At 61.2% G+C, this 18,776-nt stretch carries 17 protein-coding genes; 9 read left to right on the top strand and 8 right to left on the bottom strand.

Features of this window, described 5'->3' with window-relative positions; translation table 11 throughout:
* Positions 1-588 precede the first annotated feature (588 nt).
* The 7 genes from fabI to pspF form a co-directional block, all read right to left on the bottom strand.
* The gene (gene fabI, locus VGC33_RS22445; protein ID WP_331122981.1) at positions 589-1,377 is read right to left on the bottom strand and encodes an enoyl-ACP reductase FabI; all 789 of its coding nucleotides are present in this window, start codon (positions 1,375-1,377) and stop codon (positions 589-591) included.
* Between the two features lie 160 nt (positions 1,378-1,537).
* Positions 1,538-2,350 (bottom strand): putrescine export ABC transporter ATP-binding protein SapF, encoded by an 813-nt coding sequence (sapF, locus tag VGC33_RS22440; RefSeq protein ID WP_331122980.1) that lies wholly within the window; start codon positions 2,348-2,350, stop codon positions 1,538-1,540.
* Between the two features lie 2 nt (positions 2,351-2,352).
* Positions 2,353-3,345, bottom strand: coding sequence for a putrescine export ABC transporter ATP-binding protein SapD (sapD, locus tag VGC33_RS22435; RefSeq protein ID WP_331122979.1), 993 nt, complete (start codon positions 3,343-3,345; stop codon positions 2,353-2,355).
* On the bottom strand, positions 3,345-4,235 hold the full coding sequence (gene sapC, locus VGC33_RS22430) for a putrescine export ABC transporter permease SapC (protein ID WP_331122978.1): 891 nt from the start codon (positions 4,233-4,235) through the stop codon (positions 3,345-3,347). The genes sapD and sapC overlap by 1 nt, the downstream gene beginning before the upstream one ends.
* A complete protein-coding gene (sapB, locus tag VGC33_RS22425) occupies positions 4,222-5,187 on the bottom strand; it encodes a putrescine export ABC transporter permease SapB (RefSeq protein WP_331122977.1) in 966 nt (321 codons plus the stop codon). Before sapB ends, sapC begins: the two co-directional genes overlap by 14 nt.
* Positions 5,184-6,761, bottom strand: coding sequence for an ABC transporter substrate-binding protein SapA (sapA, locus tag VGC33_RS22420; RefSeq protein ID WP_331122983.1), 1,578 nt, complete (start codon positions 6,759-6,761; stop codon positions 5,184-5,186). The genes sapB and sapA overlap by 4 nt, the downstream gene beginning before the upstream one ends.
* A gap of 492 nt (positions 6,762-7,253) precedes the next feature.
* Positions 7,254-8,264, bottom strand: a complete 1,011-nt coding sequence (gene pspF, locus VGC33_RS22415) for a phage shock protein operon transcriptional activator (protein ID WP_331122976.1) — start codon at positions 8,262-8,264, stop codon at positions 7,254-7,256.
* Positions 8,265-8,460: 196 nt separating this feature from the next.
* Between pspF and pspA the strand changes: the two genes are divergently transcribed.
* From pspA to ycjG, 8 genes are all read left to right on the top strand, one after another.
* Entirely contained in the window at positions 8,461-9,126 is a 666-nt protein-coding gene (gene pspA, locus VGC33_RS22410; RefSeq protein ID WP_331122975.1) for a phage shock protein PspA, read from the top strand.
* A 33-nt stretch (positions 9,127-9,159) separates the two neighbouring features.
* Positions 9,160-9,381, top strand: coding sequence for an envelope stress response membrane protein PspB (pspB, locus tag VGC33_RS22405; RefSeq protein WP_331122982.1), 222 nt, complete (start codon positions 9,160-9,162; stop codon positions 9,379-9,381).
* A 1-nt stretch (position 9,382) separates the two neighbouring features.
* The gene (gene pspC, locus VGC33_RS22400; RefSeq protein ID WP_331122974.1) at positions 9,383-9,742 is read left to right on the top strand and encodes an envelope stress response membrane protein PspC; all 360 of its coding nucleotides are present in this window, start codon (positions 9,383-9,385) and stop codon (positions 9,740-9,742) included.
* Between the two features lie 168 nt (positions 9,743-9,910).
* The gene (locus VGC33_RS22395) at positions 9,911-10,822 is read left to right on the top strand and encodes an SDR family oxidoreductase (RefSeq protein ID WP_331122973.1); all 912 of its coding nucleotides are present in this window, start codon (positions 9,911-9,913) and stop codon (positions 10,820-10,822) included.
* Between the two features lie 128 nt (positions 10,823-10,950).
* Positions 10,951-12,348, top strand: coding sequence for a YcjX family GTP-binding protein (locus VGC33_RS22390; protein ID WP_331122972.1), 1,398 nt, complete (start codon positions 10,951-10,953; stop codon positions 12,346-12,348).
* The gene (locus VGC33_RS22385; RefSeq protein WP_331122971.1) at positions 12,345-13,406 is read left to right on the top strand and encodes a YcjF family protein; all 1,062 of its coding nucleotides are present in this window, start codon (positions 12,345-12,347) and stop codon (positions 13,404-13,406) included. The genes VGC33_RS22390 and VGC33_RS22385 overlap by 4 nt, the downstream gene beginning before the upstream one ends.
* A 162-nt stretch (positions 13,407-13,568) precedes the next feature.
* Positions 13,569-15,140, top strand: a complete 1,572-nt coding sequence (gene tyrR / locus VGC33_RS22380; RefSeq protein WP_331122970.1) for a transcriptional regulator TyrR — start codon at positions 13,569-13,571, stop codon at positions 15,138-15,140.
* A gap of 94 nt (positions 15,141-15,234) precedes the next feature.
* On the top strand, positions 15,235-16,203 hold the full coding sequence (ycjG, locus tag VGC33_RS22375) for an L-Ala-D/L-Glu epimerase (protein ID WP_331122969.1): 969 nt from the start codon (positions 15,235-15,237) through the stop codon (positions 16,201-16,203).
* A 94-nt stretch (positions 16,204-16,297) separates the two neighbouring features.
* Here the strand turns inward: ycjG and mpaA are convergent, their stop codons facing one another.
* Entirely contained in the window at positions 16,298-17,017 is a 720-nt protein-coding gene (gene mpaA / locus VGC33_RS22370) for a murein tripeptide amidase MpaA (RefSeq protein ID WP_331122968.1), read from the bottom strand.
* Between the two features lie 141 nt (positions 17,018-17,158).
* Between mpaA and VGC33_RS22365 the strand changes: the two genes are divergently transcribed.
* Positions 17,159-18,775, top strand: a complete 1,617-nt coding sequence (locus tag VGC33_RS22365; protein WP_331122967.1) for a peptide ABC transporter substrate-binding protein — start codon at positions 17,159-17,161, stop codon at positions 18,773-18,775.
* Position 18,776: the final 1 nt, after the last annotated feature.

The following is an 18,776-nucleotide window of genomic DNA, read 5'->3' as shown; positions in this document are numbered from 1 at the left end:
TGCCGAGTGCACAATTCTCGATATTCAATGTTAAATAGGTATGTTTATGCTGTACATATGTTTGTATGGCTGCATGATCTGCTTTTAGTTGTGCCTGTTACATCCCAGAATGGTTAACCTATTTCGATGGCGGATCCTATCCTAAGCAACAGCCCCGCTATCGCTTCATATAATGCATTGCCAACAGCGACATTTAACCCGGCATAAAGCGCGCTGACGTCGCCTATGACCCCGGCACGAGCCGCCGGGAGCGGCTCGAGGCCCGGTTGCGCCGGGAGCGCATAACGGGCCGGTGCATAACGGGGGCATGGGCGGCGGAAGGTATCGCGTAGCGGCGCGCGATCTGCCGGCCGCGCGGAGGTCAAGGAGGCCGTCGCGTTACGGCCTCCTTGTCGCTTGCCGGCGCCCGGCATAACATATAACTGCCTCACGCAAGGCAAGCGAAATCTCCCGCAACGCGGCATAATCTACATTACCCGTACCCGTACCCGCCATCGGCGAAAATCTCCTCCAACGCGACATATACCGCACCGCACGCGCCAGCAAAACCCCACGCCGCTTCAGATTCTGTGTAGGCGGGCCGGGGTATTATTCGGCGTCGAGCTCGCCCATGGCGGCGATGCTGAAGCCGCCGTCCACGTGGATAACCTCACCGGTGATGCCCGAGGAAAGATCGGAGCACAGGAACGCCGCGGTATTGCCCACGTCCTCAATGGTGACCACGCGGCGAATAGGCGTGACCGATTCGCAATGGGCCAGCATTTTCTTGAAGTTTTTGATACCGGAGGCCGCCAGGGTGCGGATGGGGCCGGCGGAAATGGCGTTGACGCGAATGCCTTGCGGACCCATGGCATTGGCCATATAGCGGGTGTTGGCTTCCAGGGACGCTTTGGCCAGGCCCATGACGTTATAGTTAGGGATGGCGCGTTCGGCGCCCAGGTAGGTGAGCGTCACCAGCGCGGAATTCGGGTTCAGCATGGGGCGGCAGGCCTTGGCCATGGCGACGAAGCTATAGGAGCTGATATCGTGGGCGATGGCGAAGCCCTCGCGGGTGACGGCGTTGACATAATCGCCGTCCAACTGGTCGCCGGGGGCAAAGGCGATGGCATGCACAAAACCGTCAAAGTTCGGCCATACCTTGGCCAGATCGGTAAACAGCGCCGCGATGCTGGCGTCTTCGGCCACGTCGCAGGGCAGCACGATGCTGGAATCGAGCTCGGCGGCGAAGCCTTCCACCCGTGATTTCAGCTTATCATTCTGGTAGGTGAACGCCAGTTCGGCGCCTTCACGGCGCATCGCCTGAGCGATACCGAATGCGATAGAACGGGTGCTGGCCACGCCCGTGACCAAAATGCGCTTACCGGTAAGAAAACCCATAGCATTAATCCTTGTAATCATTATTACATGCGTGCGTCGCGTCTTGATGACGCCAACGACGCCGCGTTTCGAGGTTGATAAACCGGCGAAGTGTAACATATATCGCCGTGTGAGTTGTATACCCCGGCTATACCGGGTTATGGCCGGGCATGGCGCGCCGTCAGACGATAACCCCGTCGCGCCGCCAGGCGTCGGCGGTCAGCGCCTCGCCGAAATGGCTGGTTATCAGGCGCTTGGTCAGGTCATGCAGCGGCGCGGCCAGCACATCGGCGGTATTGCCGCGTTCCACCACCTCGCCGTTTTGCATCACCATAATCTGATCGCTGATATGTTTCATCATCCCCAGGTGCTGGGTAACGTAAATATAGGCAATGCCGTGTTTGGCCTGGAGCTCCAGCATCAGGTTGATAATCTGCGAGCGCATCGACATATCCAGTGCGGCCAGCGCTTCGTCCGCCACGATAACCTTAGGCTGCAGGATCAGCGCCCGCGCCAGGCCGACGCGCTGCTTTTGTCCCGGCGCCAGCATATGCGGATAATAAAAAGCGTGATCGGGGCGCAGCCCGACCTGGCGCAGGGTCTTGTCGATAGCGCGCTCGCGCTCGGCGGCCGGCAAATCGGTATTCAGCCGCAGCGGCACGTCGAGCAGTTGCCCGATGCGCTGGCGGGGATTAAGGGCGTTGCCGGCATCCTGGAAAATCATGCGGATACGCTGGCTGCGGTAGCGGTAATCGCCGAAGGTCAGGGGATGGTCGTCGATAAACAGCTCGCCGGCGGTGGGCGCCAGCGTGCCGGCCAGCATTTTGGCCAGCGTCGATTTGCCGGAACCGTTCTCGCCGATAATGGCCAGCGTCTGCCCCTCGCGCAGGATAAAACTGACCGGTTTGACCGCCTCGACCTGACGGCGGGTGAACAAACCGGTGCGATAGCGGAACGTTTTCGTCAGGTTGCGCGCTTCCAGCAGGGTCTCCATAGTTATTGCCCCTCCATGTTGAGCGGGAAATGGCAGGCGAACCAATGGTTTTTCACGGGCACCAGGGGCGGCATCTGAATGCAGGTTTTCTGGGCGTAAGGACAGCGCGGCCCCAGGCGGCAGCCGATGGGCAGGTTCTCCAGCGACGGGATGCCGCCGGGCAGGGTGTTAAGCCGGCTTTTGGGCGGCATGGAACGGCCGAAATCGGGGATGGCGCGCATCAGCGCCTGGGTATAGGGATGATGCGGCGCCGCGATCAGCTCCTCGCAGGTGGCGCTTTCCACCGTCTGGCCACAGTACAGCACGTTGATCCGGTTGGCCCATTTGCTCATCATCTGGATATCATGGCTTATCAGCAGGATGGTGGTGTTGTTATTCTGGTTCAGGCCCGCCAGCAGGCGGAAGATCTGCGCCTGGGTGGTGGGCTCCATGGCGTTGGTCGGCTCGTCGGCAATCAGCAGCCTGGGCTGATTGGCCAGGGCGATGGCGATCATCACCTTCTGGCATTCACCCTCGGTCAGCTCATAAGGGTAGCTGCCCATGATATCCTTGTGATCCTTGATGCCGACCCGGTGCAGCAGCTCGATGGTGCGGCGTTTGCGCCAGCCGAACCGTTGCCACCATTTTCCTTTATAGGTCCAGCCGGGTATGGCCTGGCTTAGCTGGCGGCCGATGGTTTCCGACGGATCCAGACACGACTGCGGCTCCTGGAAAATCATCGAAACGTTATGTCCCACCAGGCGCCGGCGCTGGCGCGGCGTCAATTGCAACAGGTCGATATCGTCAAAGCGGAACCGGTCCGCCGTGACGCGCCAGTTATCCTTGGTGACGCCGCAAATGGCTTTGGCAATCAGGCTTTTGCCGGAGCCGGACTCGCCCACCAGGCCGCGCACTTCGCCCTCCGTCAGGGTAAAGCTTACCCGGTCGACGGCCTTCACCGGCCCTTCGGCGGTCATGAATTCAATGGTTAAATTACGGATATCGAGTAACGGCATTATTCCACCCCCGAAATCATGGCGCGGCGCAACCCGTCGCCCACAATGTTGACGATCAGCACGCTCGCCATGATGGCGCCGCCCGGCAACATCACCGTCCAGGGGGCGACATACACCAGCTCCAGGGTATCGCCCATCATCGCGCCCCATTCCGGGGAAGGCAACTGTGCGCCGAGGTCGAGAAATCCCAGCGCGGCGATATCCAGAATCGCCATCGACAGCGAGCGGGTAAATTCAGAAACCAGGACGCTGGCGATATTGGGCAGCACCGCATAGCGCAGGATATGCATCATCGACGCGCCGTCGATACGCACCGCCAGCACGTACTCCTTATCCAGTTCCTCATGCACCGCGTCGTATACCGTGCGCACCACGCGCGGCAATAGGGCCAGCCACACCGCCAGCATCGCATGCTCCAGCCTGGGGCCGAGAAACGCCACCACCACGATGGCCAACAGCAGCGAGGGGATCGACAGCAGGGTGTCCAGCACATGGTTAAGCGCCGCCGAGCGCAGACCGCGGGTGATGCCCGCCAGCACGCCGAGCGCGACGCCAAATACCGAGGCGGCGACGGTCACCACCAGCGCCGAACCGAAAGTGGGCGCGGCGCCGGTCAGCAGGCGGCTTAACACATCGCGGCCCAGATCGTCGGTGCCGAGGAAAAACGACACATCACCGTAGCGCGACCAGGACGGCGGCAGCAGCTGATAGCCGAGGAACTGCTGATCGAGCGCGTAGGGCGCCAGCACCGTGCCGAACAGGCACACCAACAGCAGGGCGAGGAACCCATAGAAGCCGATCATCGACAGGGCGTCATGGTAAAAAATGCGCCAGATATGACGCAGCGGGCTGGGCATGCGTTTTTCGCGATAGAGGTTATCTGAGAGCATACCATTCCTTATGGCGCAGCGGGTTGGCCAGCGCCCCTATCACGTCGGCCAGCACGTTGACGCAGATAACCAGCGTCCCCACCACCATCACCCCGGCCGAAATGGCGGCGTAGTCCTGCTGGCGAATGGCGTTGACCAGCCAGCGTCCCAGTCCCGGCCAGCTGAACACCACCTCGGTTATCATCGCCAGGGTCAGCATGGTGGAAAACTGCAGGCCCAGCTTGGGAATGATCGGCGGCAGCGCGTTATGCAGCACGTGGCGGCGGATAATGGCGACCAGGGTCAGCCCGCGCGTCGCCGCCGCCTTGACGTAATTGCTGCTGAACACCTCATTGGTGCTGATGCGCATCAGCCTTATCACCTCGGTGGTGGGCGCCACCGCCAGGGCGGTAATGGGCAGGACCATATGCCGCAGGGCGCTGGTCAGCATTTCATGGCGGTAGGGGGAATCGGACAGCCAGGCGTCTATCAGGGCGAAGCCGGTGACCGGCCTGACCTGGTACAGCAGGTCATAACGCCCGGAAACCGGCAGCCAGCCGAGGTGCAGGGCAAAAAACAGCGTCAGCAGCAGGGCCAGCCAAAACACCGGCATCGACAGCCCCAAAAGCGCAAACACGCTGATGCTCACATCCTGCCATTTATTGCGTGTTACGCCGGCGATAATGCCGAGCGGGATGCCGATGGTCAGCGCCAGGATAAACGCCAGAATGCAAAGCTCCAGCGTCGCCGGGAAAACGTCGCGCAGCTGTTCGCCGATGGGCTGGCCGTTAATGCTCGATACGCCGAAATTCCCGTGCAGCAGGCTGTTGAAATAATACAGATAGGCGTCGGTCAGCGCCGCGCCGCCGAGCGGCGCGTGCGGGGTAAAATAGCTCAGGCTGAAGGCGACCAGCGTCAGGAAGAACAGGGTAATCAGCAGCAGCACCAGCCGGCGCAGGGTAAAGATAATCATGGTTTCTGTTCCTCGGGATCTTCCCGGTATACGCCGGCGAAAGACGCGCCGCCAAAGGGGCTGAGCACCAATCCCTTGATATCATAGCGATACGCCTGCAGGCGCAGGGAAGACGCCAGCGGCAGCACCGGCAGCTCTTGCTCCAGCATTTTCTGCACGTTGCGATAGGTATCCATTCGCCCCGACAATTGCTGCGACAGCAGCGCCGCGCGCAGCAGATCATCAAACTGCGGCTGGCACCAATGAGCATAGTTGGTCTGGGAACGAATGGCGGCGCAGCTCAGCAGCGGGCGGAAAAAACTGTCCGGATCGTTACTGTCGGTAGACCAGCCGGCCAACGTCAGGTCATGGTTGTTGGCCATCAGCCGCGCTTCCTGGAAGCGGCCCTCCACCGGCACTATGCTCAGCGTGATGCCCACCTGGGCCAGGTCGGCCTGGATAAGTTCGGCGGTTTTCAGCGGGCTGGGGTTATAGGATTGCGACGCGGTCGGCACCCATAAACTCAACTCCAGGCGCTCCTTGCCCAGGGAGCGCAGGATCTCGCGCGCCTTATCAGGATTATACTCGGTCACCTTGGCCTCATTATCGTAGGCCCACGAGGCGCGCGGCAGGATCGAGGCCGCCGTTTCGGCGGTGCCGTAATAAATCGATTGCATCAGGCGCTGGTTATTGATGGACAGCGCGATGGCGTGGCGCACCCGCGCATCGTCCAGCGGCGGTTTGGCGGTATTGAACGCCAGGTAGGCGATATTCATCCCCGGTCGCAGGGTCAGGCGCAGGCGCGGATCGTCGCGCAGGATGGTCAGCTGGCTGGCGGCCGGATAGGCCAGCACATCGCATTCGCCGGTTAACAGTTTGGACAACCGGCCGATGCCGCCGGCCCCCAGGTCGATGACCACCTGCGCCATGCGCGGCAGGCCTTTCCAGTAAAGGTCGTTGCGCACCAGCCGGATATACTGGCCGGCCCGGTATTCGTTAAGCATAAAAGGACCGGTGCCCACAGGCTGGCGATCGATTTGCTCCTGGCGCCCCGCCTTGCTCAGCTGTTCGGCGTATTCCTGCGAAAGCACCGGCGCGTAGTGGGTGGCGATATGCCACAGGAATGAAGCGTCAGGCGCGTTGAGGCGAAACTCCACCGTATCGTTATCCAGCTTTACCACGCTGTGCACCGAATCGGGGAACTGCAGACTGTCGAAGTAGGGATAAGCGCCGCCGTTGATATCATGATAAGGATGGCGCGGGTCGAACATGCGCGCAAAGCTGAACACCACGTCGTCGGCGTTGAGCGTGCGGGTCGGGGAAAACCAGGCGGTATGCTGAAAGGGCACGCCCTTGCGCAGGTGAAAGCGATAGGTGGCGCCGTTGTCCAGCACTTCCCAGCTTTGCGCCAGCTCCGGGATAAGCCGGTAGGTGTAGGGGTCGACGGCCAGCAGGCGGTCGTAGAGCTGGGCGGAAAGGGTGTCCACCGTCAACCCGCTGCTGGCCATCTGCGGGTTAAAGGTATTGAGCATTCCGTTAACGCAATACACAAAACCGCTCTGGCGGATATCCGGCCGCGGCGCCGGCGCCGCCATGGCGAACTGGCCGCACAGCGCCCAAAGCAGCGCCCACGACGCCAGCCGACCGCAAGCCGGATGCAGACGCCAAACGAGCCGCTGCCGTGACGGCGCAAAACACGCCTGCCGGGAAAACCAATTCATTCGCATACACTTCTTACATCCCGCGGGGCAATGGCACCAGTTTACCTTACTCTGCCTTGACACCCAATTCATGGCGCGAATATTGCCGACGCAACGGGTTAAAAGACGCCAAAGCGATGAAAAGAACCCCAATAACCGTATGGTAATGAGAACAATTATCAACAAAATGCTTTACAATCGATAGTGATAACCATTATCATCGTTTTGCTGACTCGCGACAGGCCTCGTTTGCCACGGGTAAGCACGACATTGCTCACATTGCTTCCAGTATTATTTTAGCCAGCTTGGGTGCTGGCTTTTTTTTGCCTGGCGTTTAGCGCCCCGGCATCCGCCGCCGGACGCGCAACGGCGGCTAATGCCGTAGGCTTAACCCTGGTTTTCACCGCCGCCCACCCTGATGCCGTGTTTTTTCATCACGCCGCGCAGTTGATGATAGGTCAGCGCCAGCAGAGCCGCCGCCTGGCGCTGGTTATAATGCGCCTGAGCCAGGGCGCGTTCCACCCATAGCCGCTCCTGCTGTTCCAGGGTACGCTTCAAATCCAGCGGCAGGGCGGCCGGTTCGGCCAGGGAGGGCGGTATCTCCGTCTCCGCGGGTGGTGGAGATACCGCAGCAAAGGGGTCCAGCAAGATTCCGTCCAGCGGCCGATCAATGGTGTCGTGACGGTAAATAGAGCGTTCAACCACGTTCTTCAGCTCGCGCACATTGCCCGGCCATGCGTAGTCCAGCAGGGTGCGGCGCGCGCGGGCGCTGAAACCGGGAAACAGCGGCAGGCCGATTTCCCGGCACATCTGGATGGCGAAATGCTCGGCCATCACCATGATATCCTGCTGCCGTTCGCGCAGCGGCGGCAGCGCCACCACGTCAAACGCCAGCCTGTCCAGCAGATCGGCGCGAAAGCCGCCCGATTTCGCCAGGCGGGGCAGATCGGCGTTGGTGGCGCAGACCAGCCGCACGTCCACCTGCAGCGGCCGGCTGCCGCCGACGCGCTCCAGCTCGCCATATTCAATCACCCGCAGCAGTTTTTCCTGCACCATCATGGGCGCGGTGGCCAGCTCATCAAGAAACAGGGTGCCGCCGTCGGCGCGTTCAAACCGTCCCTGGTGGCGTTTTTGCGCGCCGGTAAAAGCGCCGGCCTCATGGCCGAACAATTCCGAATCCAGCAGATTTTCATTTAACGCGGCGCAGTTAAGGGAGATAAAGGGGCCTTGCCAGCGCGGCGACAGGTAATGCAGCCGGCGTGCAATCAGCTCTTTACCGGTGCCCCGTTCGCCTATCACCAGTACCGGTTTGGTCAGGCGCGCCAGCCGCGACACCTGCTCCAGCACCTCGAGGAAATTATTGGATTGCCCCAGCAAATTGTCATGCGTCTCGCTCATGGTGAATTTCGCCAATAATTGGTAATAATACTCACTATAACCCGCTCGCCGCCGGCGTCAATTAAAAAAACGGCTTTAAATCAACATTTTAAGCAAGGCGATAACTTGGCATGGTAATTGTAATGGTTAATGTAATAGTCGAGTGGTGAACAAGGTCAGCATGTTGCGGCCATTATTATCAATAGAGGGTCATGTTATGGGTATTTTTTCTCGTTTTACCGATATTGTGAATGCCAACATCAACGCACTGTTGGATAAAGCGGAAGATCCGGAAAAACTGGTGCGCCTGATGATCCAGGAAATGGAAGATACCCTGGTCGAGGTACGCACCACCTCCGCCCAAGCGCTGGCGGAAAAGAAACAATTGCTACGGCGCATCGACCAGGCGGAAACCCAGCAGGCCGATTGGCAGGGCAAAGCCGAGCTGGCGCTGGCAAAAAACAAAGAAGATCTGGCGCGCGCCGCGCTGATGGAAAAACAGCGCCTGACCACCCTTATCGCCACCTTGCGCCAGGATGTCGCGGTGATCGAGGAAACGCTCGATCGCATGAAACGTGAAATCGGCGAACTGGAAAATAAACTCGCCGAAACCCGCGCCCGCCAGAAAACCCTTGCCCTGCGCCACCAGGCGGCCGCCTCCTCGCGTGATATCCGGCGCCAGTTGGACAGCGGCAAGATTGATGAAGCCATGGCCCGGTTCGAACAGTTCGAGCGCCGTATCGATCACATGGAGGCGGAGGCGGAAAGCGTCGGCTTCGGCAAGCAGAAATCGCTGGATCAACAGTTCGCCGAACTGCGGGCGGACGATGAAATCAGCGCCCAGCTGGCGGCGCTCAAGGCCAAAATGAACCAAAGCGAATAATAAAAGCCACCAAAAGGAGCCATCATGGAAGCCGTGTCAATTGTGCTTGCCATTCCGCTGACCATTTTTATCCTGTTCGTGGCGCCGGTGTGGCTGTGGCTGCATTATAACAGCCGCCGCCGGCAGGGTTCGGTATTACAGGCGCAGGACAGCCGCCGTCTGGCCGCGCTCAGCGAAGAAGCGCAGCGTATGCAGGCGCGCATCCGGGCGCTGGAGGATATCCTGGATGCCGAACACCCCGATTGGAGGCAATAACATGGCGCGCGCGTTCAAACAGCCGTTGTACCTCAGGCCCGATGACGGCATGTTCAAAGGGGTTTGCGCCGGCGTGGCGCATTATCTGGACGTACCGGTAAAACTGGTGCGCATTATCGTGGTGTTGTCGATGTTTTTCGGGCTGTTCTTGCTGACCATCGTCGCCTACGCCATTCTGGCATACTGGCTTGAGCCGGCGCCGTCAGTGGAGGAACCGGCGGGGCGCTCGCGCCTGGATCCCGCCCGGCAGCTCGATCTGCTGGAGCTTCAGCTACAGGACGGCGACCAGCGCCTGCGCGAGGTGGAACGGTATGTCACCTCCGACGCCTTCGGCCTGCGCAACCGCTTTCGCCAGCTCTAACCTGTCCGCCGGAGGGCAAAGGATAAGCCCCCCGGCCGCAAGCGATAGCCCGCGGGGCGGCGTACACTTTCCAGCATCCTATTACTCCTTATACCATGATAACGTCACTACTTTTATCGTCATGCCATTAAGCCGATACTGCCCGCTGGACAACTCAGGAGGTATTTTATGCGCGTATTTCTTACTGGCGCGACCGGCTTTATCGGCTCGCGCATCGTGCCAGAACTGCTTGCGGCCGGGCATCAGGTTCTCGGCTTGACAAGATCCGACGCCGGCGCCCGGACGCTTGAGGCAACCGGCGTGCAAGCGCACCGCGGCACCCTGGAAGACCCGGAAAGCCTGAGCGCGGCCGCGGCCGGGGCGGATGCCGTTATCCATACCGCATTCGATCACGATTTCTCGAACTTCGTGGCGAATTGCGAAAAAGACCGGCGGGTGATCAACGCCTTGGGCGCCGCGCTCAAGGGTTCCGATCGGCCGCTTATCATCACATCCGGTACCGGAATGGGGGATGCCGGACAGGGCCGGCCCGCGACCGAGGATGTTTTCAACGCGAACCATCCCAACCCGCGCGTGGCGTCCGAACTGGCGGGCAACGAACTGCTGCGGGCCGGGATCGACGTGCGCGTGGTGCGGCTTCCGCAGGTACATGATACGTTCAGGCAAGGGCTCATTTCGACTTTTATCGAGATTTCGCGTGAAAGGGGCGTTGCGGCCTATATCGGCGAAGGCGCCAACCGCTGGCCGGCCGCCCATGTGCTTGACGTGGCGAAACTTTATGGGCTTGTCCTGGCCAAGGGTCGCAAGGGCGCGCGTTATCATGCCGTCGCCGAGGAAGGCATACCGGCGCGCACCATAGCCGAGCTGGTGGCCGCGGGACTAGGCGTTCCGGCGATCTCCCTGTCAGCCGGGGACGCCGCGCAACACTTCGGCTGGTTCAACATATTCGCCGGCTTGGACATGCGGGCCTCCGGCGCGTGGACTCGCGCGCAGCTCGGGTGGGAACCGACGGGACCGTCGCTTATCGAGGATCTCAAGCACATGGACTACCGGGCGGGCGCCGCCGCGCCGAAGCCTTGACGGCCAGGATTTGTTTGTTGGCCCTTGGCGCGACATAATGGGTTTTTTACCCAGGAGGGATATATGTTCGCTCAGGCCCCGACGCCGATTGTTTGCTTCTTTCACCCGCTTGATAAACCGGTAGCGCCATGAGCCGGTTGCAAACCGATCTGGGCGCGCTGCTGAACCGCGGCCTGGATCGTCACCTGCGCCTGGCGGTCACCGGCCTGAGCCGCAGCGGCAAAACCGCGTTTATTACCTCTTTTGTCAATCAACTGCTGATGGTCAACAGCGGCGCGCGCCTGCCGATGTTTTCCGCCGTGCGCGACGGCCGGCTGCTCGGCGCCAAACGGGTGCCCCAGCGTCATCTGGGCATTTCGCGCTTTGCGTACGACGAAGGCGTCGCCGCACTGTACGGCACGCCGCCCGCCTGGCCGGCGCCGACGCGCGGCGTAAGCGAAATGCGGCTGGCGCTGCGCTATCGCTCCCGCGACGCCCTTTGGCGCCATATCAAGGATACCGGCACCTTGTATCTGGAAATCGTCGATTACCCCGGCGAATGGCTGCTGGATCTGCCGATGCTGGAGCAGGACTACCTGTCCTGGTCGCGGCAGATGAACGGCCTGCTGCAGGGCGAGCGCGCGGAATGGGCGGCGCCGTGGCTGACAAAATGCGCCGCGCTGGATCCGCTGGCGCCGGCCGACGAACGGGCGCTGGCGGACATCGCCCGCGCCTATACCGATTACCTGCTGCGCTGCAAGCGCCGGGGGTTGCATTTTATCCAGCCGGGACGTTTCGTGTTGCCCGGCGATATGGCCGGCGCGCCGGCGCTGCAGTTTTTTCCCTGGCCGGATGTGACCGACGACGGCGAAGCGCGGCTGGCGCGCGCGGCAAAAACCTCCAACCTCGGCATGCTGCGCGCGCGCTATCATTATTATTGCCAGGAAGTGGTCAAGGGCTTTTATAAACAGCACTTTACCGGCTTCGATCGGCAAATTGTGCTGGTTGACTGCCTGCAGCCGCTCAACAACGGGCCCCATGCCTTTAACGATATGCGCCTGGCCTTGACCCAATTGATGAGAAGCTTTCATTATGGCAAGCGCAGCCTTTACCGCCGCCTGTTTTCCCCCTGCATCGATAAGCTGATGTTCGCCGCCAGCAAGGCCGATCACGTCACCACCGATCAGCAGGCCAACCTGGTATCGCTATTGCAGCAACTGGTTCAGGATGCCTGGCAGAACGCTGCGTTTGAAGGCATTACCATGGACTGCGCGGGGCTGGCGTCGGTGCAGGCCACGCAAAGCGGCCTGGTCGATCATCAGGGCGGCGCTGTTCCAGCCCTTCACGGACATCGTCTGGATGACAACCAGCCGCTGACCTTTTATCCCGGCGACGTGCCGGCCCGTTTGCCGGGCGCCGCCTTCTGGCGCCAGCAGGGCTTCGCCTTTGAAAGTTTCCGTCCGCGCGATATGGACCCCGACCGGCCGCTGCCGCATATTCGCCTGGATGCGGTGATGGAGTTTTTATTGGGAGATAAATTACGATGAGCGATCCCGTTAAGCCCCGGATTGATTTCACCCCACAGCAGAACGGGCCGCTTGCGCCGCCGCCGGAGCCCGCGCTGCGCGCCAGGCACGCCTTTGATCCGCAACAGGCGGAACGGTTTCATCCCCAGGCGCCGTCCGAGCAGGATGAAGAAGGGCGGGCGGAGCAATTGCTGGTCAACGCCCTGCGGCCAAGACGCAGCATCTGGCGCCGCATGGTTATGGCCGGCACCGGGCTGCTGGTGGCGAGCGCGGCGGCGCAGGGGGCGCTGTGGACCGCGCGCGCCTGGCAGCAGCAGGATTGGCTCGCGCTGGGCGGGCTGGGCGCCGGCGCCCTGTTTGTCCTGGCGGGCGCGGGATCGCTTGCCACCGAATGGCGGCGGTTATACAAACTGCGCCAACGGGCCGGAGAACGCGATCTGGCCGCGGAGCTGCTGCGCAGCCACGCGCTGGGGCGGGGCCGCGAGTTTTGCCTGCGCCTGGCCAGGCAGGCCGGGATTGACGACGCCCATCCGGCGCTGCGGCGCTGGCAGGCCATGCTGCATGATACCCACAGCGATCGCGAAGTGGTCATGCTGTACGCCAAAATGGTGCAGCCGGTCATTGACGGCCGGGTGCGCGCGGAAATCAGCCGTTCCGCCGCCGAGTCGGCGCTGATGATCGCGGTCAGCCCGCTGGCCATCGTGGATATGGGGTTTATCGCCTGGCGCAACCTGCGGCTTATCAACCGGGTGGCGGCGCTGTATGGCATTGAAGTGGGGTATTTCAGCCGCATCCGGTTATTCCGTCTGGTGTTGCTGAATATCGCCTTTGCCGGCGTCAGCGAATGGGTGCGGGAAGTCGGCCTGGACTGGATGTCGCAAGACCTTACCGCGCGCCTGTCCGCCCGCGTGGCCCAAGGCATGGGCGCGGGCCTGCTGACCGCGCGCCTGGGCATCAAGGCCATGGAGCTGTGCCGCCCGCTGCCCTGGATCGACGGCGACAAACCGCGCCTGGGCGACTATCGCCGGGAAATTATCGGCCAGCTTAAGGCCCTGCTTGAGCGTAAACCCGCCCCCTGACCGCCTGCCGCCGCGGCCCTTGCAAGGCCGCGCGCGCGGCGGCCCTGTCCGGTCCGGGCTGAAATATTTCCATTGCGTCAACTTTTTGTGACAGATGACTTCTTCCCGGACGCATCGCCACGTATTATGTAGCCAATGATGTCATCAGGGTAAGAGGCGTACATGCGTTTGGAAGTTATTTGTCAAGACCGCCTCGGTCTGGCCAGGGAATTGCTGGATTTACTGGTAGCGCGCGGCATCGACCTGCGCGGCATTGAAATCGATCCCGGCGGGCGGATCCACATTAACATCGCCACGCTCGAGATTGACACCTTTCGCGGGCTGATGGCGGAAATCCGCCGCATCCCCGGCGTCAGCGACGTGCGTACCGTGGCGTTCATGCCCTCCGAACGCGAGCACCGCGCGCTGGAAGCGATACTGGCCGCCATGCCGGAGCCGGTGCTGTCCATCGATCTCAAAGGACGGGTGGAACTGGTCAATCCCGCGACGCTTGCCCTGTTCGGCCAGCGCGCCGAGCAGCTGCACCAACAGCCGGTGAACCAGCTGATCGGCGGTTTTAACGTCGTGCGCTGGCTGGAAAGCGGCCGGCAGGCCCCCGAGAGCCTGCGGGTGGTGATCAAGGGCCAGGATTACCTGCTGGATATCAGCCCGGTCCAGCTTTGCGGCGAAGACGGTAACATGGCCACGGCGGGTGGGGTGATATTGCTCAAATCGCCGATGCGCATGGGCCGTCAGCTACAGGACCACGCGCCAAACGACGATAGCGAGTTCAGCCATATTATCGCCGTCAGCCAGGCCATGCGCCAAACGCTCGACCGGGCCAGGCGGATGGCGATGCTGGACGCGCCGCTGTTGATAACCGGCGAGACCGGCACCGGCAAAGATTTACTGGCCCACGCCTGCCACCTGCGCAGCCGGCGCGGCAAACAGCCGTTCCTGGCGCTGAACTGCGCCGCGCTGCCGGACGACGTGGCCGAAAGCGAACTGTTCGGTCATGCCGCCGGCGCTTATCCCAATGCCCTCGAGGGCAAGAAAGGCTTTTTTGAACAGGCCGGCGGCGGCTCGGTATTGCTGGACGAAATCGGCGAAATGTCGCCGAGCATGCAAAATAAGCTGCTGCGTTTTCTGAATGACGGTACGTTCCGCCGCGTCGGCGAGGATCGCGAAATGCATGTGGACGTGCGCGTCTACTGCGCCACCCAGAAAAACCTGCTGGAAATGGTCCATAAGGGACAGTTTCGCGAGGATCTTTATTATCGCCTGAACGTGCTGACGCTTAACCTGCCGCCGCTGCGCGATCGGCCGGACGATATCATGCCGCTCACCGCGCTGTTTATCGCCCAGTTCTGCGATGAGCAGGGCATCGCCCGCCCGCGGGTCGCTCCCGACCTGGCGACGATGCTGACCCATTACGCCTGGCCGGGCAATGTTCGCCAGCTGAAAAACGTCTTGACCCGCGCCATGGCGCAACTGGACGCGGACGAACTGCGCGCCGCCGATATCGATCTGCCGGATTTTGCCCTGGCGCTGCCGATGACCGAGGAAAACCTCGACGGATCCCTGGATGAAATCAGCAAACGCTTCGAACGTTCCGTGCTGACCCGCTTGTATCGCACCTATCCCAGCACCCGCAAACTGGCCAAGCGCCTGGGCGTTTCCCATACCGCCATTGCCAATAAACTGCGCGACTACGGCCTCGGCGTTAAAAAATCCGGCGACGAGAGCGAAGGCTGACCCTCAATCCCTGCCAGAAAAACAGTCAGTGCCTTGCGTTTGCCGGCAGGGTTGTTTAATTTTGATTTTATTAATGATTATCTGAGGGTAAATAATGAGAGTAATGCGTTTCTATCCGGAGGCATGGCCATTGCATACGCCGTTTGTCATCTCGCGCGGCAGCCGTACTGAAGCCCGCGTGGTGGTGGTGGAGATAGAACAGGATGGGGTCAAGGGTATCGGTGAATGCACGCCTTACCCCCGCTATGGCGAAGACGAGCAATCGGTGATGGCGCAACTTGCCGCCGTGCTCCATCCGGTGGAACAGGATGTCACCCGCGACGTATTACAGCAACTGCTACCGGCCGGCGCGGCGCGCAACGCCGTCGATTGCGCGCTCTGGGACCTGGAATGCCGGCTTGCCGGCCAAACCCTGGCGCAACGCGCGGGAGTGGCGTTGCCGGCGACCATCGCCATGGCGCAAACGCTGAGCATCAACGACCCGCAAAGCATGGCCGAGGCGGCATTGGGTTATTGGCAAGCGGGCGCCAGGCTGCTGAAGATCAAGCTCGACGATCGGCTTATCACCGAGCGCATGGTGGCCATCCGCGCCGCGGTGCCGGACGCCACGCTGATTGTCGATGCCAACGAGGCCTGGCAACCGGAAGGACTGGCGGCCCGCTGCCAGCTGCTGGCGGATTTAGGGGTGGCGATGCTTGAACAGCCGCTGCCCGCCGAGCAGGACGCCGCGCTGCAACACTTTATCCATCCGCTGCCCATCTGCGCCGACGAAAGCTGCCACACCCGCCAGCAGCTGCCCGCTTTACGCGATAACTACGAAATGATCAATATCAAGCTCGATAAAACCGGCGGCCTCACGGAAGCCCTATTGCTGGCGCAACAGGCGCGGGAACAGGGGTTTGGCATTATGCTCGGCTGCATGCTGTGCACGTCGCGCGCTATCGCCGCCGCGCTGCCGCTGACGCCCGGGGCGCGGTTTATCGACCTCGACGGTCCCACCTGGCTGGCGCTGGATGCCGAACCGCATCTTGATTTCGCCTGCGGCTCCATCAACCTGGGATAACACCGCAGCAATGGGCGGGGGGCCGCAAGCGAAACCCCCGCCGATCCCGCATAAACGCTGCCGCAAGCCCGGCGCCGAACTCAAAACCGGCGGATTAAAGGCCGCGCGCGCCATGGCCATCGTAGTTCAGCAAGTCCACCAGCGCCGACAGATACCGATCGGTGGCGGCGTCGGCCGAGATAGCGGGAAATTCGGCGGTAATACAGGGCAGGCCGCCTTCCGAGCACCAACTGCCGAACGAACCCGGGGTGTCATAGCCGACGCTTGCCACCAGCGGCAGCGCCAGCCGCGCCGCAAGCCAGACGCCCAAAGGCGACTGCGCGGCTTGTTCCACGCAGGCCAGCGGTTCATGAAACGACACCACCCAGGCGGGCGCCAGCCGTGCTATCAACCGGCACAACGCCGCCGTTTCCGGCTCCGAGCCGCCGTGGTCGCCGGTGGACAGCAACACATCACGCTCGGGCGTCCCGCTGGTCCAGCGATACACCGTATCCTCCGGCTGCCAGTTGGCGGCGGGAAAATTGCGGTTCAGGTCCACGCCGTTGGCATTGGCCCGCAGTCCCAATTGGCAGCCATCCGGGTTTACCGCCAGTATCACGTGATGACGCGGGGCTTGCCCCAGGGTGCGCAACGCGCATGAGAGCGCCACCACGCTTGCGGTCTCGTCGCCATGGGTCCCGGCGATAATCAGGCCGGCGTCCGGTCCGGCGGCGGCCGGAAAATAAAGCAACGGCGCGCCCAGCACCGACCGGCCATAGGGCTCGCCCAGGGACGGCAACGCTCCCCGCAGTGAACGTGGTTGAATTGACATCATGCTGTTTCCTGACCGAAAATAATACGTTACATTGATCTGTATACTCTATCGCAAAACGTCTGGCGTTATTATCCCCGGCTGGGAAAACACCGGGAAAGCGCGGGGTCGCTATGCAACGGTTACGATAACAAGGATAATGCCATGCCGCGTTTTAACTATACCCTATGTGCGTCGTTTATTATCGCTCTTAGCGGCAACCTCTGGGCCGCCACGGTTCCTGAAGGCGCGCAGCTGGCCGAACAGCAACACCTGGTGCGCCATATCAAGGACGAGCCGGCTTCCCTCGACCCGATCAAAGCGGTCGGCCTGCCGGAAGCCGAGGTGGTGCGCGACCTGTATGAAGGGCTGGTTAACGAGGATGCCAAGGGCAACCTGATCCCGGGCGTGGCGACCCGCTGGCAGACCAACGATAACCGTACCTTTATTTTCCACCTGCGGCGCGACGCGCGCTGGTCAAATGGTGACCCTGTCACGGCGAATGATTTTGTCTACAGCTGGCGGCGTCTGGCCGATCCGAAAAACCTGTCCTCTTTCGCCTGGTTCGCCGATCTGGCCGGCCTGGAAAACGCCGCCGATATCACCGCCGGCAAACTGCCCGCCGAACGGCTCGGGGTCAGCGCGCCGGACGACTACACGCTGAAGGTACAGCTCAGCAAGCCGGTACCCTATTTTGCCAGCCTGACCGCCAATTTCAGCCTGTTTCCGGTACATCGCGCCACGGTTGAGAAATACGGCAACGATTGGACCAAGGTCGGCAATCTGGTGGGCAACGGCGCGTTTGTGCTGCGCGAACGGGTGGTAAATGAAAAAATCGTCCTGACCCCCAATGAACACTACTGGGATCATCAGCATACGGTGTTAAGCCAGGTCACCTTTATTCCTCTTAACCAGGAGTCGTCCGCCCTCAACCGCTATCTGGCCAACGATATCGATATCACTGAATCCTTCCCTAAAAATATGTACCAAAAGCTGCTCAAGGATATTCCCGGCCAGGTCTATACCCCGGATCAGCTCGGTACCTACTATTACGCGTTTAACACCCGTCGTCCGCCCACCAGCGACGTGCGGGTGCGCAAGGCATTGTCCTACGCCATCGATCGTAAAATTATCGCTGAAAAAGTGGTTGGCTCAGGCGAAAAACCCGCCTGGCATTTTACACCGGATGTGACCGCGGGTTTTACGCCAACGCAGAATGTCCTGCAGCGGCACAGCCAGCAAGAGCTGGACGCCGAGGCCAAAGTCCTGCTGAAGGCCGCCGGTTACGGCCCGGAGAAACCGCTCAGCCTGAGCCTGTTGTACAACACCTCGGAGAGCAACCAGAAAATTGCCATCGCCGTGGCCTCGATGTGGAAGAAAAAGCTGGGCGTCAACGTCAAGCTGGAGAACCAGGAATGGAAAACCTATATCGACAGCCGCAACACCGGTAACTTTGACGTGGTGCGCGCCTCCTGGGTAGGGGATTACAACGAGCCTTCCACCTTCCTGTCGTTATTAACCGCCGCCCACAGCGGCAATATCGCCAAGTTCAACGATCCCGCCTACGATCGCCTGCTCGCCGAGGCCAGCAGACAAACCAATCCGCAGCGCCTCAACGCGGATTATAATAAAGCGGAAGATATGATTGCCGAGCAGGTGCCGATTGCGCCGATTTATCAATATACCAACGGTCGTTTGATCAAACCCTGGGTACAGGGTTATCCGATAACCAATCCGGAGGATGTGGCCTATAGCCAGACGATGTATATCCTTAAACATTAAG

The organism is Acerihabitans sp. (assembly GCF_036398755.1).
Taxonomy (GTDB): Bacteria; Pseudomonadota; Gammaproteobacteria; order Enterobacterales; family Enterobacteriaceae; genus Acerihabitans.
Note: the sequence above shows the minus strand (reverse complement) of the source record. Positions and strands in the feature narration are given on the sequence as shown.

Bases quoted from the DNA above. Each gene is read 5' to 3' on its own strand.
- fabI (WP_331122981.1), bottom strand. From the start codon at position 1,377: ATGGGTTTTCTTACCGGTAAGCGCATTTTGGTCACGGGCGTGGCCAGC.
- sapA (WP_331122983.1), bottom strand. From the start codon at position 6,761: ATGGCGGCGCCGGCGCCGCGGCCGGATATCCGCCAGAGCGGTTTTGTG.
- VGC33_RS22385 (WP_331122971.1), top strand. From the start codon at position 12,345: ATGAGCGATCCCGTTAAGCCCCGGATTGATTTCACCCCACAGCAGAAC.
- pspF (WP_331122976.1), bottom strand. From the start codon at position 8,264: ATGAGCGAGACGCATGACAATTTGCTGGGGCAATCCAATAATTTCCTC.
- VGC33_RS22365 (WP_331122967.1), top strand. From the start codon at position 17,159: ATGCCGCGTTTTAACTATACCCTATGTGCGTCGTTTATTATCGCTCTT.
- tyrR (WP_331122970.1), top strand. From the start codon at position 13,569: ATGCGTTTGGAAGTTATTTGTCAAGACCGCCTCGGTCTGGCCAGGGAA.
- pspC (WP_331122974.1), top strand. From the start codon at position 9,383: ATGGCGCGCGCGTTCAAACAGCCGTTGTACCTCAGGCCCGATGACGGC.
- sapD (WP_331122979.1), bottom strand. From the start codon at position 3,345: ATGCCGTTACTCGATATCCGTAATTTAACCATTGAATTCATGACCGCC.
- sapF (WP_331122980.1), bottom strand. From the start codon at position 2,350: ATGGAGACCCTGCTGGAAGCGCGCAACCTGACGAAAACGTTCCGCTAT.
- sapC (WP_331122978.1), bottom strand. From the start codon at position 4,235: ATGCTCTCAGATAACCTCTATCGCGAAAAACGCATGCCCAGCCCGCTG.
- VGC33_RS22395 (WP_331122973.1), top strand. From the start codon at position 9,911: ATGCGCGTATTTCTTACTGGCGCGACCGGCTTTATCGGCTCGCGCATC.
- VGC33_RS22390 (WP_331122972.1), top strand. From the start codon at position 10,951: ATGAGCCGGTTGCAAACCGATCTGGGCGCGCTGCTGAACCGCGGCCTG.
- ycjG (WP_331122969.1), top strand. From the start codon at position 15,235: ATGAGAGTAATGCGTTTCTATCCGGAGGCATGGCCATTGCATACGCCG.
- pspA (WP_331122975.1), top strand. From the start codon at position 8,461: ATGGGTATTTTTTCTCGTTTTACCGATATTGTGAATGCCAACATCAAC.
- sapB (WP_331122977.1), bottom strand. From the start codon at position 5,187: ATGATTATCTTTACCCTGCGCCGGCTGGTGCTGCTGCTGATTACCCTG.
- mpaA (WP_331122968.1), bottom strand. From the start codon at position 17,017: ATGATGTCAATTCAACCACGTTCACTGCGGGGAGCGTTGCCGTCCCTG.